General features: G+C 69.0%; 5 protein-coding genes. All 5 read left to right on the top strand.

The annotated features are described in order from the left end of the window. The first annotated feature begins 70 nt into the window (after positions 1–70). The 5 genes from ACRYMY_RS04840 to ACRYMY_RS04820 are packed head-to-tail and all read left to right on the top strand — an operon-like array spanning position 71 to position 18,189. Complete coding sequence (locus tag ACRYMY_RS04840) at positions 71–1,954, top strand: GmrSD restriction endonuclease domain-containing protein (protein ID WP_432546138.1); 1,884 nt, start codon at positions 71–73, stop codon at positions 1,952–1,954. Beyond that, positions 1,951–4,842: a helicase-related protein gene (locus ACRYMY_RS04835; protein WP_432546137.1), complete on the top strand. Its 2,892-nt coding sequence runs from the start codon at positions 1,951–1,953 to the stop codon at positions 4,840–4,842. The genes ACRYMY_RS04840 and ACRYMY_RS04835 overlap by 4 nt, the downstream gene beginning before the upstream one ends. Beyond that, on the top strand, positions 4,842–9,545 hold the full coding sequence (locus tag ACRYMY_RS04830; protein ID WP_432546136.1) for a DNA methyltransferase: 4,704 nt from the start codon (positions 4,842–4,844) through the stop codon (positions 9,543–9,545). The genes ACRYMY_RS04835 and ACRYMY_RS04830 overlap by 1 nt, the downstream gene beginning before the upstream one ends. Then, a complete protein-coding gene (locus ACRYMY_RS04825) occupies positions 9,542–15,916 on the top strand; it encodes a DEAD/DEAH box helicase (RefSeq protein WP_432546135.1) in 6,375 nt (2,124 codons plus the stop codon). The genes ACRYMY_RS04830 and ACRYMY_RS04825 overlap by 4 nt, the downstream gene beginning before the upstream one ends. Before the next feature lie 2 nt (positions 15,917–15,918). Then, positions 15,919–18,189 carry a 3'-5' exonuclease gene (locus ACRYMY_RS04820; RefSeq protein WP_432546134.1) on the top strand — a complete coding sequence of 757 codons (2,271 nt, stop codon included), beginning with the start codon at positions 15,919–15,921 and terminating at the stop codon, positions 18,187–18,189. Positions 18,190–18,198: the final 9 nt, after the last annotated feature.

The raw sequence follows: 18,198 nt of genomic DNA, 5'->3' as shown, positions 1-18,198 counted from the left end.
ACACGACCAGCGCCAAATCAAGCACATAGGCTGCTGAGGCGAGACACGCTCATCGACGAGGACAGGTGCCATGGGGTTCCAGACGCCGCAGTACAAGCTGAGTGACCTGCTCAAGCGGGTCGAGGACGGGCGCATCCAGCTCCCCGACTTCCAGCGCGGCTACAAGTGGGACGACGAGCGCATCCGCTCTCTCCTGGTCACCATCACGCTCGCGCATCCCCTCGGCGTCATCATGCTGCTGCAGACGGGCAACGACCAGGTGCGCTTCAAGCCCAAGCCCCTGGCCGGGAGCGACAAGACCGCCACAAATGACCCGGACCACCTGCTCCTGGACGGTCAGCAGCGGCTGACGTCGCTCTTCCAGGCGCTCACCGGCGACGGAGTGGTCGCCACCAAGGACGTGCGCGGCAAGCTGATGAACCGCAGGTACTACCTGGACCTGGCGCTCGCCGTCTCCGACTCCGCGCGCCGGGACGAGGCGGTGCTCTCGCTCCCGGCTGACGGGGTGATCCGCTCCGAATTCGGCCGCAAGGTCGAGCTCGACGTGTCGACGCCCGACAAGGAGCGGGAGCGACGGCTCTTCCCCTTCCGGCTCATCAGTGACCAGACCGCGGCGACTCAGTGGCTCCTCCAGCTCAACGACAACGATCTCTTCAGCCGATTCCTCGGGGAAGTCCTCAGCCCCACGCAGAACTACGAGATCCCCGCGATCGAGCTCGACAAGAGCACGTCGAAGGCGGCCGTCGCGACGGTCTTCGAGAAGGTCAACACCGGGGGGCTCTCCCTCAACGTCTTCGAACTGCTGACGGCGACCTTCGCAGGCGACAAGGCGTACTTCGAACAGCACGGCACCGACTTCCGGCTCAACGACGACTGGACCGTGACGCAAGCCCAGTTCGTCAAGCACCCCGTCCTCGCTGGTGTCGCCAGTACCGACTTCCTCCAGGCAGTGACGCTGCTGACCACTCGCGCCCGCAACATCGCCGACACCAGCGATCGACCGGTCGCCATCTCCGCGCGCAAGGAAGACGTCTTCAGGCTCGAGCTGACGGACTACTTGCAGTGGGTCGACCCGCTCCGGGAAGCCTTCGTCTGGGCGTCCACCTTCCTCGCTGACCAGCACATCCACGAGGCGGCCTTCCTGCCCTACCGCACGCAGCTCGTCCCGCTGGCCGTCATCCGGGTGGTGCTCGGGAACGACGCGGACCTGGTGGGTGTCCGCAAGCGGATCCGCCAGTGGTACTGGTGCGGAGTCCTCGGTGAGCTCTACGGCGGTGCTGTCGAGACGAGGTTCGCGCGGGACGTCGAGCAGGTGCCGTCGTGGGCGCTCGCGGCTGTGTCGGAAGAGGTGAGGCACTCGGTGCCGCGCACCGTGGCGGACGGCACCTTCGTCGAGTCCCGGCTGCTGTCGTTGCGGACCCGCAATGCCGCCGCCTACAAGGGCATCTACGCGCTCCTCATGGCCGGTGGATGCCGCGATTGGAAGTACCAGCAGGCTTTCGACCAGGTCCAGTACGCGAGCCTGGCGGTCGACATCCACCACGTCTTCCCCCGGGCGTGGTGCGAGCGGAACGGCATCGACCCGAGCCTGCGAGAGAGCATCGTCAACAAGACGCCCCTCGCCGCCTCCACCAACCGCTTCATCGGAGCAGCTTCGCCCGCCGACTACCTGCCCAAGCTCGAGAAGAGCGCAGGCATGTCGCCGGAGGAGCTCGACGACATCCTCGTGACCCACGAGATCGACCCGGCAACGCTCCGATCCGCTGACTTCCAGGCGTTCTTCCTCGCTCGGAGGTCAGCGCTCCTGGAGCTCGTGGAGGGGGCGATGGGCAAGGCTGCCCAGCGAGATGTCGATGCATCTGAACTCCTCGGCGGCGACGAGGCGCCTCACGAGTTCGACCAGACGGAAGGCGTCGACGACCTCTCGGACGCCGTGGAGGAGGGCGCTGCATGACCGACACCGTCGATCGTGACGTGGCGGCAGCCGACTTCACCGCTGCCCCCGGCTCCGTGGTCGAGGTCCGTGACGAGCAGTGGCTCGTCACGGGCGTGGAGCGAGCCAGCGACGGCTGGATCGTCCACGTCCAGGGCCTGAGCGAGCTGGTCCGCGAGACGACGGCCACCTTCTCCACCGCCCTGGACGACGTCGCGGTGGTCGACTCCTCCGCGGCCCGGGTGGTGGCCGACGGCTCACCGGGCTACCGCACGGCCCGGCTGTGGCTGGAGGCCATGCTGCGGAAGTCGCCGGTCCCGCTGACGGACCCGGACCTCACCGTCACCACCCGGGGGCTGGCCGACGCCCTCGGCTACCAGCAGGCCGCCGTCCGCAAAGCGCTCGATCCGGACAACCTGCGCCCCCGCATCCTGCTGGCGGACGCGGTGGGTCTGGGCAAGACCATCGAGATCGGCATGATCCTCGCCGAGCTGGTCCGTCGCGGTCGCGGCGAGCGCATCCTCGTCGTCACCCCCCGGCACGTGCTGGAGCAGATGCAGTTCGAGCTGTGGACGCGCTTCGCCCTGCCCTTCGTGCGTCTGGACTCCACGGGGATCCAGCGCATCCGGCAGAAGCTGCCCGCCAACCGCAATCCGTTCACCTTCTTCAAGCGCGTCATCATCTCCATCGACACGCTGAAGTCCGACCGCTACCTCGCGCACCTGCAGAAGCAGCGGTGGGACGCCGTCGTCATCGACGAGTCCCACAACGTCACGAACTCCACCTCGCAGAACAACCGCCTGGCGCGGCTGCTGTCGTCGCGGACCGACGCGCTGGTGCTGGCGTCGGCCACGCCCCACAACGGCAAGGCGGAGTCCTTCGCGGAGCTCATCCGGATGCTGGACCCGAGCGCGGTCGGCCCGGACGGGACGCTGGACGAGGACCAGGTCGAGCGGCTCGTCATCCGCCGGCACCGGCACAGCCCCGACGTGGCGAGCGTGGTCGGTGGGGACTGGGCCGAGCGCCTCGAGCCGCGCAACGTCCTCGTGCCCGCCTCGCTGCAGGAGAACGAGGTGGCCCGTGAGCTGGAGGCGACGTGGCTGCACCCGGAGGGTGGCTCCTCGCCGTACTCCGGCTCCACTGCTGCGCTCTTCCCCTGGACCCTGGCGAAGGCGTTCCTCTCTTCTCCGGCTGCTCTGCGGGAGAGCATCGCTGAGCGGACCAAGCGGTTGGGCACGTCGCTGACGACCGCGCAGCAGCGGGAGGCCGACGCGTTGCAGCGGCTGGACGAGCTGGCTGCCGCCGTCGGCTCCTCGACGTCGGCGAAGTACCAGCGGCTCGTCGAGCACCTGCGCGCCATCGGCGTGGGGCCCCAGCAGCAGGTGCGTGCTGTCGTCTTCGCCGAGCGCGTCGCCACCTTGAAGTGGCTGCAGGCGTCGCTGCGCCAGGACCTGAAGATGCGCGCTGACCAGGTCAAGGTCCTCCACGGCGGCCTGACCGACGTGGAGCAGCAGGAGATCGTCGAGTCGTTCAAGCAGGCGTCCTCCCCGATCCGCGTCCTCGTCACGGGGGACGTCGCCTCGGAGGGCGTGAACCTCCACGCCCAGTGCCACCACCTCGTGCACTTCGACATCCCGTGGAGCCTCATCCGCATCGAGCAGCGCAACGGCCGCATCGACCGCTACGGGCAGAAGTCCCGCCCGCAGATCACGACGTTGCTGCTGGACCCGGACAGCGAACGCTTCGCCGGTGACCTGCGCGTGCTGGAGCGGCTGGTGGAGAAGGAGCACGAGGCGCACAAGGCGCTCGGTGACTCGGCCTCCCTCATGGGCAAGTACGACGTGGCCGCGGAGGAGGACGCCATCCGCAAGGTCCTCGCCCGCCAGGCCGACCTCGACCAGGAGGTGCGCACGGTCGCGCAGGTGACCTCCTCCGGAGGCATCGCCGGCCTCTTCGCCAAGCTGACGGCGACGGCACCAGCGGCGCCGGCAGCGCCCTCGACGGACACGACGCCGACCGGGGTCTACGCCGGTGACCTCGACTTCGTCCGCGAGGCGCTGACCGAGGCCTTCGTCACCCCGGAGGCGTCGCCGCCCAACGGCATCGGGTGGCGCGAGCACACCGGTCACGCCATCGCCGAGCTGGTGCCGCCGGCGGATCTGCGCCAGCGCCTGGAGGTGCTGCCGCAGTCGTACCTGGCCGAGCGCCGGGTGACGCAGAAGGTGCTGCTGGCGACGACGCGGCAGCGCGGCCGGCAGGAGCTCGCGCAGGCCCTCGCCGACGAGTCGACGTCGCTGTGGCCGGAGGCGCACTACCTCTCCCCCCTGCACCCGGTGGTGGAGTGGGCGAGCGACCGCGCACTGACCAGCCTTGGGCGCAACCAGGTCTTCGCCGTCCGCGGGGACGTGGAGGACATCAGCGTCCTGCTGCAGGGCACGCTGACCAACGTCCGCGGTCAGGTCGTCGCGCAGTCCTTCCTCGTGGCCACGCATCCCAACCCGGACAACCCGGCGTTCGCGCTCGTCGAGCCCTTCGCCTCCGCCGCGGCCGCTCTGGAACGGGTCGGGTTCACCGGCCCGCAGACCAACCGGGGTGCTCTCCCGACCGCGGACGAGCTCACGCGCTTCGTGGCTCCGGCGGTCCGGGCGGCGGAGCAGCAGATGGAGACGGTGGTCGCCGCGGCGGAGCAGGCCACCCGTCGACGGGTCGCGCAGTGGGCGCAGCGCACCGACCAGTGGGACCACGACGCCGGCGCGCTGATCCAGCGCTCCGAGGTGCGGGACCGACGGCGGCGCGTGGAGGAGGAACGAGAGGTGGCGCAGACGATGCTCCCGGAACGGCGGCTCGTCCGCCCGCTGCTCGTGGTCGTCCCCCGCGACGCCGGTTTCGAGGGAACGGGAGGGAACTGATGGCGACCAGCGACGCGATCCTCATCGGTGAGGACTGGATCTCCGAGCACTACGTCAACACGGACTCCAAGAGCCAGTCGTTCCAGGCGAAGGTTCTCGAGCGGCGCAAGGTATGGGACGAGACCGGCGAAGTCAGCACTCGCGCCCGCTTCGTCGAGCAGCGCGGCTGGCTGCTCGACCGGCTGTCCGTCCTGAGCACCGGCGACGACGCTGACGTCCTGACCGACGCGGACGCCGACCTGCCGGAGGTGTACGCCTGCCTGCGCCAGGTCCTCGGTTACGACGGCATCGGCCTGCACACCACCCGCACCGGACCGGTGCTGCACGTCAGCGCCCCCGGCATGGCCGAAGGCGCTCCCCTGGTGATCGTCGAGGGCCGGGCGACCACCACGGTGGATGCCCTCCTCGCCAAGGACCTCGACACCCTCCTCACCCCCTACCCGGTGGACGAGAAGACGGAGCTGCGCTCGGTCGCGCGCACGGTGTCCGCCCTCTTCGTCGCCGACCACGCCCCCGACTACGCCCTGGTCTTCGCCGGACGCCACCTCCTCCTCGCCGAACGCGCCCGCTGGGCTGAAGGCCGCTACCTGGCTGTCGATCTGCAGCTCGTCTGCGAGCGCAACGACGCCAAGCGCGGCGGCGAGGTGGACCGAGCGCTCACGTGCGTGTCGGCGGAGTCCGTCGCCCCCGACGCCGAGGGCGACGTGTGGTGGACGGGGGTGCTGGAGGAGTCCATCAAGCACACCGTGGGCGTCTCCAAGGACCTCCGCGAAGGGGTGCGCCTGTCCATCGAGATCCTCGCCAACGAGGTCGTCTCCCGGCGCGCGCAGCAGGGCCTCGACCCGTTGCCGGCCGATCAGGCACAGCCCTTGGCCAAGCAGTCGCTGCGTTTCCTCTACCGCATTCTCTTCCTCCTCTACGCGGAAGCCTCTCCCGAGCTGGGGGTGCTGCCGGCCGGGGCCCCGGAGTACGAGCAGGGCTACAGCCTGGACCGCCTCCGTGAGCTGACCCTCGTGGAGCTGGCGAGCCCGGCCGCGAAGGACGGCACCCACCTCTACGACTCCCTCGCGGTGCTCTTCCGCCTCGTCGACCGCGGCCACGACCCCGGTGCGGTGGACGCCGAGGGTGTCGTCCGCGAGGGGCTGACCTTCCGCGGCCTGCGCGCCGACCTGTTCAAGCCGGAGGCCACCGCGCACATCGACGCGGTGAAGCTCGGCAACGACGCCCTGCAGCGGGTGCTGCGCCACCTCCTGCTGAGCAAGGAGCAGCGTGGCCGGGACCGCGGCTTCATCTCTTACGCCGAGCTTGGCATCAACCAGCTCGGCGCCGTCTACGAGGGCCTCATGAGCTACACGGGCTCCTTCGCCGAGACGGACCTCTACGAGGTCGCCAAGGGCGGCGACGCCTCCAAGGGCTCGTGGGTCGTGCGGGTGGACCGGGCCGACGGCATCTCCCCAGCCGACTTCGTCCGTGTCGAGGACCCGGTGACGGGGGAGGAGACGCCGGTGCTGCACGAGCGGGGCACCTTCGTCTTCCGCCTCTCCGGCCGGGACCGCCAGCAGTCGGCGTCGTTCTACACGCCGGAGGTGCTGACCAGGTTCGTCGTCTCCCAGGCGCTGGAGGAACTGCTCGACCAGGACGGCACTACGACGCCCGCCGCGGACATCCTGCAGCTGACCGTGTGCGAGCCGGCCCTAGGCTCCGGCGCGTTCGCCATCGAAGCGGTGCGGCAGCTCGCCGAGCAGTACCTGCGCCGCCGCCAGGAGGAGCTGGGCGAGCGCATCGACCCGGACGAGTACCCGCGCGAGCTGCAGCGGGTCAAGGCGTCGATCGCTCTGCACCAGGTGTACGGGGTGGACCTCAACGCCACCGCCGTCGAGCTTGCGGAAATCTCGCTCTGGTTGGACACCATGGTCGCCGGGCTCGAAGCGCCGTGGTTCGGCCTGCACCTGCGCCGCGGCAACTCCCTCATCGGCGCCCGTCGCACGGTGTTCCGCCGCGACCAGGTTGCCAAGGGTGAGTCTTTGACGGCCATCCCGACCGACGTGCCGCTGACGTCGCTGGCGCAGGACGTCGCCGACGGGAAGCTCGCCACAGGCGTCGGGGGAGGGGTGCACCACTTCCTCGTGCCGGCGAGCGGCTGGGGCTCCGCGGTCGAGGCCAAGGAGGCGAAGGCGCTCGCGCCCGAGGCGCTGGACCGGCTGAAGAAGTGGCGACGCGCCGTCCAGGCCAAGCCGACGAAGGCGCAAGCCGATGCCCTCGTCGACCTGTCTTACCGCGTGGAAGCCCTGTGGCAAATCGCCCTGCGGCGGTTGCAGATCGCTGAGCAGGAGATCCGCCGCGCCATCCCGCTGTGGGGCATGCCGGCGCCGACCAGCGGTGGGGCGGTGCAGCGCGAGCAGATCGAGGCGGCTCTCGCCGACGCCAGCGGCGCCTACCAGCGGCTGCGGCGCGTCATGGACGCCTGGTGCGCGCTGTGGTTTTGGCCGCTGACGGACACGCTGACGACTCGGGTGGTCGAGGGATGCGAGGAGCGCATTGACCCGCCGACGCTGGCGCAGTGGATTGACGCTCTGCAGGGGCTGCTCGGTCGGCATGAGGGTTCAAAGCGGAAGGCGACGGCGGGGCACGACACCCTTGTCACTGGCGCGACATGGGATGAGCTGGGCGACCAGGAGTCCATCGACCTTGGCTTCGCCAGCGCTAGGACGGTTGATGCGGTGCTGCGGGATCACCCGTGGCTACGCGTGTGCGAGGCGGTCGCTAAGCAGCAGGGACTCTTTCATTGGGAGTTGGACTTTGCGCAGGTGTTCGCACGGGGCGGGTTTGATCTGCAAGTAGGGAACCCGCCATGGGTGAGGCCCGAATGGGATGAAAGCGCGACACTGGGAGAGATTCATGCGGGCTGGATGCTTAATGCTCAAGTGGACGGTCGAGCGCGGGCGGCACTGAAGTCAGGTCTTTTGTCTACGAAGACATCCTTGACGGCCTATGTTGATGAGTTGGCGCGCATCACGTCGACCCGCGCCGTCATATCTGAGCCCGCCGCATACCCTTATTTGTCTGGGCTGCGCCCAGACCTGTATCGATGCTTCATGAGTCGAACTTGGCGCCATCGCTCCTCTAAGGGCGCGGTTGGATTAATCCATCCGGAGACACACTTTACTGACGAGAAGGCAGGATTGCTGCGCGAGGCGACCTACAAGAGACTTAGGCAGCACTGGCAATTCCTCAATGAACTTTACCTTTTCGATATTGACAATCACGTAAGTTACGGCGTCCATGTCTACGGATCTGAACTCGATCGGGTTAAATTCTCCATGGCGAGCTCCCTCTATCATCCCGATGTTGTCCCTAGATCAGTCCATCACGATGGTTCGGGGGCCGAGCCGGGCTTGCGGAATGATCAAGGCGAGTGGGAGTTGCGCCCTCACAATGGCAGGATTTTTTCAGTCACAGATGAAGTCCTCACTACTTGGCGCGATCTTCTTGAAGATCCAACCGTTCCTGCTTTGCGAACGCGGATGGTGTATGTAGTGAATCGAGCCGCTTCCGCGGTGCTTTCAACCCTGTCAGCACTCCCTAGGCTCAATTCCCTAGGACCCAGTTACTCCCAAGGTTGGAATGAAACAACCGACTTCAAGCGAGGTGTGTTTCACGTCGAGTGGGGCGCTCCTGTTGGATGGGAAGCCGCCATCCTTCAGGGGCCGCACATTTTTGTAAATACTCCTATGTACAAGCATCCGAACTCCTCCATGAAGAGTAATCGCGACTGGTCTCTCGTGGACTTCGAAAGGATGGATGAATCGGCGCTTCCTATTACCTCTTACAAGCCTGTTTGGAAACCCGCAGAGTATGGCGGAGCATACAGTTCTTGGAGCACGCCTGAGGGCGTCCGGAGCCCCAGAGAGTACTTTCGGATTAGCTGGCGCGGGATGGCGTCTAACACTGGTGAGAGGACTTTAATTCCTGCTCTTACCCCTCCTGGAGCGGCTCATGTAGATGGTGTCTTTTCGGCAAGTTTTGTCGACCGCCCACTGCCTCAATTGATTACGACGCTGGGCTACCTATCGACTCTATTGGCAGACTTCTTAGTGAGGATTGCGCCAAAATCAACGATTCGAGCCGGGACAGCCAATCGCCTTCCCGTTCTCGTCGATCACCCTTTGAACTCGCTCTTAACTCTTAGAGTTCTGCGGATGAATTGCGTTACGGATGCTTATTCTGAAGCCTGGAGAGCGTGCTTTGACGCGGTATTCTCTAGAGATGAATGGGCTAATACAAGCCGAGCGGGGCGAGTTCGGGCTGCCTTGAATGCGGTTCCCGTCAATTGGGACAGTCTTGTGCCGCTTCGAATCGCTGAAGATCGCCGCCAAGCGCAGGTTGAAATTGATGCTCTTGTGGGAGTGATGGCGGGAGTTGATGTCGAGGACTTGTGTACGCTTTACCGAACGCAGTTTCCTGTATTGCGGGACTATGATCAAAATGTTTACCTCTACGACATGAATGGTCGTCTCGTCCCAAATTCTGTCCTCACCGTCTGGCGCAAGAAGGGCGACAGCATCACCGAGGCCGAGCGCACCGCCACGAACCAGGCAGGAAACACCTACACCTACGAGCTGCCCTTCGTGACACTCGACCGTGAGGCGGACATGCGGCAGGCGTACGCCGTCTTCGAGCAGCGCCTCAAGGAGCGTTCGTGACGGAGCTACTCCCCACCGTCCAGGCTAAGGACGTCCGCGGCAGCCTGCTCGACTACCTCACGACGACGTTCGCGCTCGCCGATGAGGACGCCCGAGCAGCACTCACCGAATTCCTCACCGACCCTGAGTCGGGGCTGTTCAAGGGGCCGTACGTGCGGCTGCGCCTGCCGTTCCGCCCAGCGGACGAGGGTTGGCGCAAGTCGCTGGACTGGTACAGCGGCTTCCCGCCCTACGGGCACCAGGCTGCAGCTTTCCACCGCCTCAGCAGTGCCAACCTCGGGCCGGCCAAGCCTCGGCCACTACCTACGCTCGTCACCACGGGGACCGGTTCGGGCAAGACCGAGGCGTTCCTCATCCCGATCCTCGACCACGTGCTCCGCGCGAAGCGGGCGGGGGAGACGGGCACCAAGGCGGTCGTCCTCTACCCGATGAACGCCCTGGCCAACGACCAGGCCAAGCGCCTCACGCACCTCCTCACCACCGACCCGGGCCTCGCCGGCATCACCGCTGCCCTCTACACAGGCCAGCGGGGTGCCACCCGCACCAAGGTCACCGTCGACGGGCTGATCACCGACCGCGCCGTCATCCGCAGCGACCCGCCCGACATCCTGCTGACGAACTACAAGATGCTCGACCAGCTCCTGCTGCGCGCCGACGACGCCCCGCTGTGGGCGAAGAGCGCTCACAGCCTGCGCTACCTCGTCCTCGATGAGTTCCACACCTACGACGGCGCCCAAGGCACCGACGTGTCCATGCTGCTGCGCCGGCTCGGCATTACCCTCAAGAGCTATTGGAAGGACAACGACGAGCGCCTCACCGTCGAGGATCGCAACCGCTCCCTCGGTCGCATCACGCCGGTCGCCACCTCCGCCACCCTCGGCGATAAGGGTGATCCCGAGGCGATGCTCCACTTCGCGACCACCGTCTTCGGTGAGGAGTTCGCCGCTGACGCCGTCGTCACCGAATCCCGCCTCACTGCGGAGGAGTGGATCGGCAAGGCGCTTATGACGATCCGAGAGCGCGGGTACGAGGCGGTCCCCGTCGATGACGACCTCGCCGCCCAGGTGGTCACCGCGGTCGAGGCCGTCGACGGGCACGCCGACGGTCGGATTCTCACGGAGACTGTCATCTCCCACCTCTACGGCACGGCCGGCAAGCCCCCAGCGCTGCGGGACGCCGCGCCGACCAAACTGCTCGACCTGTTGCGTGCCCACCCCGTCACCGAGAGCCTGCTCGCCGCCGCCTCCCACGCCGTGTCGCTGCGGGACCTCGCCACCGCCCTCGTCCCAGCTGGCCTCGGTGCGCGTGATGGTGCGGCTCGCCAGGAGCGTGCCGAAGAGTTCACCGTCGCCCTGCTGGCCGCTTTCAGCCACCTGCGCGCCGCCGTCGGTCGGGACGCGCCCTCCGTCGACCTGCACCTGTGGGTGCGGGAGCTCACCCGCATCGACCGCTCCGTCTCCGACGTCCCGCGCTACCTGTGGAGCGACGACGGCGACCTCGTGACCGGAGACGGGGACGACCCCACTGACACCGCCAACGCGCCCGCCCTGCCGGCGCTCTACTGCCGGCACTGCGGCCGCTCCGGGTGGGGCGCCGTTCTCGCGCCGACCGGCTCCGACCTCGACACCGACGACGCGAACATCCGCCGCCGGCGCATGGCCCGCGACGAACGCTTCCGCCCCCTCGTCTACGCCCCCACCGAGGGCGACCGGGCCGTCGCCTACCCCGGCACGCGGGTGCAGAACCTCATGTGGTTCGCCGTGCGCGAGCGCCGTCTGCTCGCCACCGCACCCGACGAGAGCGCTCTACGCGGCGGTGGTGTCCTGCCCGTCCTCACTCACCTCGGCGCGGACGCCGGGGAGCAGTCCCTCGACGACACCTGCCCCTCCTGCCAGCAGACGGACGGCATCCGCTTCCTCGGCTCCGCCATCGCCACCCTGTTGTCAGTGACCCTGTCCACCCTCTTCGGCGCCCACGACCTCGACGCGCAGGAGAAGAAGGCCCTCGTCTTCACCGACAGCGTGCAGGACGCCGCCCACCGGGCCGGGTTCGTGCAGACCCGCTCCTTCAGCCTCACCCTGCGCGCGGTGCTGCGCGAGGCGGTCGGCGACCACGACATCAGCCTCGACGACCTCGCCGACGAGGTCCTCACCCTCGCCGGTGACGACCCGCACCGCCGCTACCGCGTCGTGCCGCCGCAGCTCGTCGACCACGAGCAGTTCACCCCGTTCTGGCAGGCGTCCCGCCAGCGCGACGTGCCCGCGACCGTCCGGGCTCGCGTCAAGCGCCGGCTCCGACTCGACGCGGCCCTGGAGTTCGGCCTGCAGTCCCGCACCGGGCGGACCCTCGAACGCACCGGCAGCGTCGCCGCCGAGGTCGCCGTCGCCGCTCCCCAGCTGCTGCGCGCGGCGGAGCAGGCGCTGGAGGAGGCCGGCGGGCTCCCCACCCTGGAGGGCCTCGACGAGCCGGGCGCACAGGAGAAGACCGCCTGGGGGCGCGGTGTGCTGGAACGCATGCGCCAGCGCGGTGCCATCGCCCACCCCTGGTTCGAGCGCTACCAGCGGGAGGACGGCAACCGCTACAGCATCTGGGGCGGCCGGCCCCGCTCCGACGGCATGCCGGCCTTCCCCAGGGGCCGTGCGGCGCCCGGCTACCCGCGCATCGGCGGAGCACGCCTGGAGAAGTCCACCGACCTCGACGCCGTCGCCACCCCCCAGAGCTGGTACGCGCTCTGGACCGCGCGCACCCTCGGCGTCTCACCCCAGGACGGTGCCCGGCTGGCCCGGCTGCTGTTCCAGCGGCTCGCGCACCTCGACGTCCTCGGCGTCACCACCAGCAGCAGCAATGCGCAGATCTACCAACTCCGCCCCGCGTCCGTCGTCCTCACCCCCATCCGCCTCGAAGCCCTGCAGGCGGGGGAGCACACGCTGGTCTGCGAGGTGTGCCAGGCCCTGGAGCCGGTGAGCCGGGCCGTGGCCGGTCAGCTCGACGGCGCACCCTGCATGGTCGCGCGTTGCGCCGGTCGCCTGGTGCGGGGCGAGCGCGACGACAACTTCTACCGGCGGATGTACGCCTCCACCGGGATCCAACGCGTCATCGCCCGCGAGCACACGAGCATGCTCGAGGACGAGGTGCGGCTGCGCTACGAGGAGGCCTTCAAGCAGCAGGACCGCGACCCGCAGGCGCCCAACGTGCTCGTCGCCACCCCGACGTTGGAGATGGGCATCGACATCGGTGACCTCTCCACCGTGATGCTGGCCGGCCTGCCCAAGACCGTGGCGTCCTACCTCCAGCGCATCGGCCGCGCCGGCCGCCTCACCGGCAACTCCCTCAACCTCGCCTTCGTCACCGGTCGCGGTGATCAGCTGCCGCGCCTCGGCGATCCGCTGTCCGTCGTCAACGGCGAGGTGCGGCCACCCGCCACCTACCTCGACGCCGAGGAGATCCTCCGGCGCCAGTTCGTCGCCTTCCTCGCCGACCGGATCGCGCGCACCTCCTCCGCGCCGCACCCCCGTTCCGCCCTCGAAGCCATCGGCAGCACCGACCCCGGTTCGTACCTGCAGGCGCTCATCGCGGATGCGGAGGAGAACACCGAGGAGCGCCTCGAGAGCTTCCTCGCCGGTTTCCCCACCCTCACCGACGCCGCGCGCGAGCGCCTCCGCGCGTGGGTCACCCCGTTGCCCGACCTGCCGGGGGCCAGTGGTCTCGCGACGCGGTTGCACGCCGAGTCGCAACGCTGGCAGCACACCGTCCAGACGCTCACCTTCCGCCAGCAGGAGATCGAGAAGTCCCTACCCGCCCTACAGCAGATCGCCGCCTCCCCAGCCGCCACCGACGCCGACAAGCGCGCCGAGCGCACGGCCAAGGCGGCGCTCCGCCTCACACGCGGCGAGCTGGCCGAGCTGCGCGGTGAGTACTGGATCGGCGTGCTGGAAGGGCACGGCCTCCTGCCGAACTACACGCTCCTCGACGACAGCGTCACCCTCGACGTCACGCTCAGCTGGACCGACCCGGACACCGGTGAGTACCAGAACGACCCCGTCAGCTACCACCGCGGTGGTAGTCAGGCGCTGCGCGAGTTCGCACCGGGCGCCACCTTCTACGCCGGCGGCTACCGCATCGTCGTCGACGCCCTCGACCTCGGCCACGACGGTGAGGCCGTGCACACCCTCGTGCTGTGCCCGGCCTGCGGCTACGCCACCGATGCCGCGCCGCCCCCGGCCTGTCCCCGGTGCGGCAGCACCGCCATCGCCGACACGAAGCAACGCTTCGACGTCGTCGAGCTGCAGCGGGTCTCCTCGGCCATGCGCCGCGACGACGCCGTCATCACCGACGACCGCGACGACCGCATCCGCGAGCCCTTCACCATCGTCACCGCCGCCGACGTCGACCCCGACCGCGTCACCCGCCGCTGGTACGTCGAGGGGTACGGCTTCGGCGCCAAGCACCTGCGCGACCAGACCATCCGCTGGATCAACATTGGCAAGGGCGGCGTGCGGGCGACACCGCGGATGCTGGCCGGCGAGGACCTACCAGCACCGCTCTTCCGCGTCTGCTCCTCCTGCGGGCAGCTCGACACCGACACCCGCAGGAACCGGCCTGAGGAGCACCGCCCGTGGTGCCCGCGGCGCTCTGCGAGCACGGAGGACACCCGGAGCGTCGCCCTCACCCGCACGCTGAACACCGAGGGCCTCGTCGTGCGCCTGCCCACGTCCGTCACCCTCGGGGACCACTTCGCCGTTCCGAGCCTCTCCGCGGCGATCATGCTGGGGTTGCGGGAGCACCTCGGGGGCGCTCCCGACCACATCGCGGTGACCACGATCGTCGACCCCACGCCCACGAACGGGGGTGACAACAGCGCGGCCTTGCTGCTGCACGACGTCGTCCCCGGCGGTACCGGCTACCTCGCCGAGCTGGCCGACCCCGAGACGGTGTGGACCATCCTCCGCGCCGCGTGGGCGGTGTTGAAGGACTGTCCGTGCCAGCGGGAGCAGCGCCTCGCCTGCCACCGCTGCCTCCTGCCGTTCGCTTCACCCCACCAGGTGCGCTCGGTCTCCCGCGCCGCGGGGGAGCGGCACCTGCGCGACATCCTCCTCGCCAGCGGACCGGTGGACGCCGAAGAGCCCCCCGTGGACATGGCGTGGAAGTACACCCAGGACGAACCGGATGGCGACGACCCGGAGTCCACCCTGGAGAAGCGCTTCCGCGTCGCCTTCACCAAGCGGCTGCAGGCGATGGGGGCCACGGTCAAGGACCAGCCCACCAGCTCCGGGAACCGCTCGATCATCACCCTCGGCGGCAATGGGCGGGTCTGGACGCTCGAACCGCAGCAGATCACCCTCGGCTCCAAACCCGACTTCATGCTCCGCTGCAGCCAGGCCGGCATCCCCGAGGTCGCCATCTTCACCGACGGCTGGCGCTACCACGCCAGCCCGGTGATCAACCGCCTCGCGGACGACGCGACCAAGCGGGCCGCGCTGCGGGCCAGCGGACGCATCGTCCTCGGCATCACGTGGCAGGACGTGCAGGCGGCGCAGAGCGGCACGGTCACGCCGCCGAGCTGGTGGGACGCCGTCGCCGCCGGCCACCTCATGGCCGGGTCCGAAGGGCAGCTCAGCCAAGCCCTGCTCGACCTCGTGACGGGTGGCCCCTTCGACCTGCTCATGTGGTGGATCCAGAACCCGGACCCCGACGCGTCGGCGCGCCTCGCCCACTGGCTGCCCTGGTTCCTGCTCGGCTCCGCGTCCGCCACCGGCGTCGCCCTGCCGGCGGGCACACTCACCGCCGCCGCGGACGCCCTCGACGGGGACGTGCCGGTGCAGGACGGCGGTGCGACGTGGTTGTGGACGCAGGGATCGGTCGCCCTGGTCGCAGGCCTGGTGTACCCCGAGACCGGCGCGACGGACGTGGCGCTCGTGCTGGACGACCGCCCTGAGCAGCTCGGCCTCCACCACGCGGACGCGTGGCGGATGTGGCTGCAGCTGAGCAACCTGCTCGCCCTCCGCCAGCTGCCCACCGTCATCACCACCCGCACCCACATCGACACTGCGAGCACATCTGCTGTCGTCCAGCCGGCCGCTCCGGCCGTGACGGCTGCGCTGCCCCCCGAGTGGCAGGAGCTGCACGACCTCGGCACCGCCGTCGAGCAGCAGCTCATCGTGGCGCTCGCCGCCGCCGGCGTCTCCGTGCCCGTCCAGGGCGAGGAGTCGCCCGAAGGCATCCCCCTCGGGCTCGCCTGGCCCGACCAACGCGTCGTCGTCGACTTCAGCATGGACGACGCCGACAAGGTGGAGCTCGACGCGGCGGGATGGCACGTCGTCGAGCCCGACGTCGAGGCCGTGCAGATGGCCCTCACCGCAGGAAAGGCGTAGCCGTGCCCCAGATCGTCATGGGACCCAACCAGACCGGTGCGCTGGACGCCTCGGTGAAGAAGCAGGCCTACGCCTTCCTCGAGAAGCTGACCGAGAACGACGCCCTCCCCGGCCTGCACATCGAGCCCATCAACGGCTCCGCCGACGACCGCGTCCGCACCGGGCGGGTCAACGACTTCTACCGCGCGGTCCTGTTCAAGCTCCAGGGCCAGGCCTCCACAGCCACCTACGTGTACCTCGGCGTCCTGCCGCACGACGACGCCATCGCCTTCGCCAAGAAGGCCTGCCTGACCGTCAACCCGGTCAACGGCATCGCCGAGCTCATCATCGCCACCGCGGAAGAGCAGACTCCCGGGAGCGCCAAGCCGCCAGCGGTGAGCCCGAGCCCCCCGGTCGCCGACCCCGACCCGGCGCCGCAGCTGACCACCGCCCCCGAGCCTTCTCCCACGCCCAGCCCCCTGCTGCCCTCGCTCGGACTGGACCGGGCCGTCCTGGTCGACGACATCGGCATCCACCCGGAGGTCGCGGACGCCGCCCTCACCGCGACCTCCGAGGACGACCTCCTCGGCCTCGCGGAACGGATCGTCCAGTGGCAGGGCATCGCGCTCCTCGACCTGGCCAGCGGCAAGAGCGTCCAGGACACCAAGGCCGCGTTGAGCATCGGGGACGACGTACCCGTCCCGGCTCCGGAGACCGCCGGGGACGAGCGTCTCATCGTCGCCCTGCAACACCCCGCGGCGAAGATGCAGTTCGCTTTCATCGAGGACGACGAGGAGCTGCGTCGAGCGATCGAGGACGACTCCTTCGCCGCCTGGCGGGTGTTCCTCCACCCCGAGCAGCGCAAGTACGCCACGGCGAGCTACAACGGACCCTTCCGGCTCTCCGGGGGTGCTGGCACCGGTAAGACGGTCGTCCTGCTGCACCGGGCTCGCCACCTCGCCCGCAAGTACCCCAGCGCCAGCATCCTGCTCACCACCTTCACCAAGACCCTCGCCGAAGCCCTGCGCAACGACCTGCGCCGGCTCGACTCGGACCTGCCGTTGCCCACCAGCATGGGCGATCCCGGGGTGTACGTGTCCGGCATCGACGCCGCCGTCAGTGCCGTGCTGCGCACCCGCAGCGAGGTGCAGCCCGCTGTCGAGCTGGTGCTGGGGCAGCGTTCCAGCGAGATCGGACAGCGCACCAGGGAGGAGATCTGGCAGGACGTCGCGGCCGTCGCAGACGAGCTGCCGAGCGAGCTGAAGAACCGATCGTTCCTCGTGCCCGAGTACTCCCTCGTCGTGCTCCCGAACCGGGTGACGACCCGGGACGCCTACCTCACCGTCCGTCGACCCGGTCGAGGAGTCTCCCTCGACCGCAAGAAGCGCCTCGGCGTCTGGAAGGTCGTCGAGGCGTACCGGGCCCGGGCGAGCATCGACGGCAGCATCGACTACACCGAGGCCGCCACCATCGCCGCCGCTGCGCTCGACGCTGAGGCCGCCGCCGGGGGAGCCCGACCCTTCGACCACGTCCTCGTCGACGAGGGCCAGGACCTCACCCCGAGCCACTGGCAGTTCCTACGCGCGCTCGTCCGCGAGCGCCGTGACGACCTCTTCATCGCCGAGGACTCGCACCAGCGCATCTATGGCCAGCGCGTCGTGCTCGGCCGCTACGGCATCCGCATCGTCGGACGCTCCCAACGGCTCACCTTGAACTACCGGACGACGGCGCAGAACCTGCACTACGCGGTGGGGGTGCTGGAAGGAGGGCAGTACGTCGACCTCGAAGAGGGCGCCGAGCAGTCCTGGCAGTACCGGTCGGCTCGCAGTGGGCCAGCCCCTCGCGTCGCGTACTGCGACACGCTCTCCCAGGAGCTCGACACCGCGGCCGAGGCGGTGCGCAGCTGGCTCACCGCGGTGGACTCACCGGAAGCCATCGGGCTGCTGGTCCGCGACGCTCACCAAGCGCGGCAGCTGACCCGCGGGCTCGAGGACCGCGGGATCGACGTGCGGATGGTCGACCACGGGACCGTGCGCCCCGGCCAACCACTCGTCATGACGATGCACCGGGCCAAGGGCATGGAGTTCTCCCGCGTCCTCATCTTCGGCGTCGACGAGGATCTCGTGCCCGCCGCCTACCTGCTCAAGGGACTCACCGACGCCGACCGGGACGACCTGCTGCTGCGGGAACGGTCGCTGCTGTACGTGGCGGCGACGCGAGCACGGGACGAACTCCTGATCACCACCGGGGGCAAGGCCAGCGCGATGCTGCCCGCACTCCGCCCCGCTCCCTGACTGAGACGA

This window comes from Kineococcus haloalkalitolerans, from assembly GCF_050871905.1.
Taxonomy (GTDB): domain Bacteria; phylum Actinomycetota; class Actinomycetes; order Actinomycetales; family Kineococcaceae; genus Kineococcus.
This window is presented reverse-complemented; position numbering and strand designations above follow the sequence as displayed.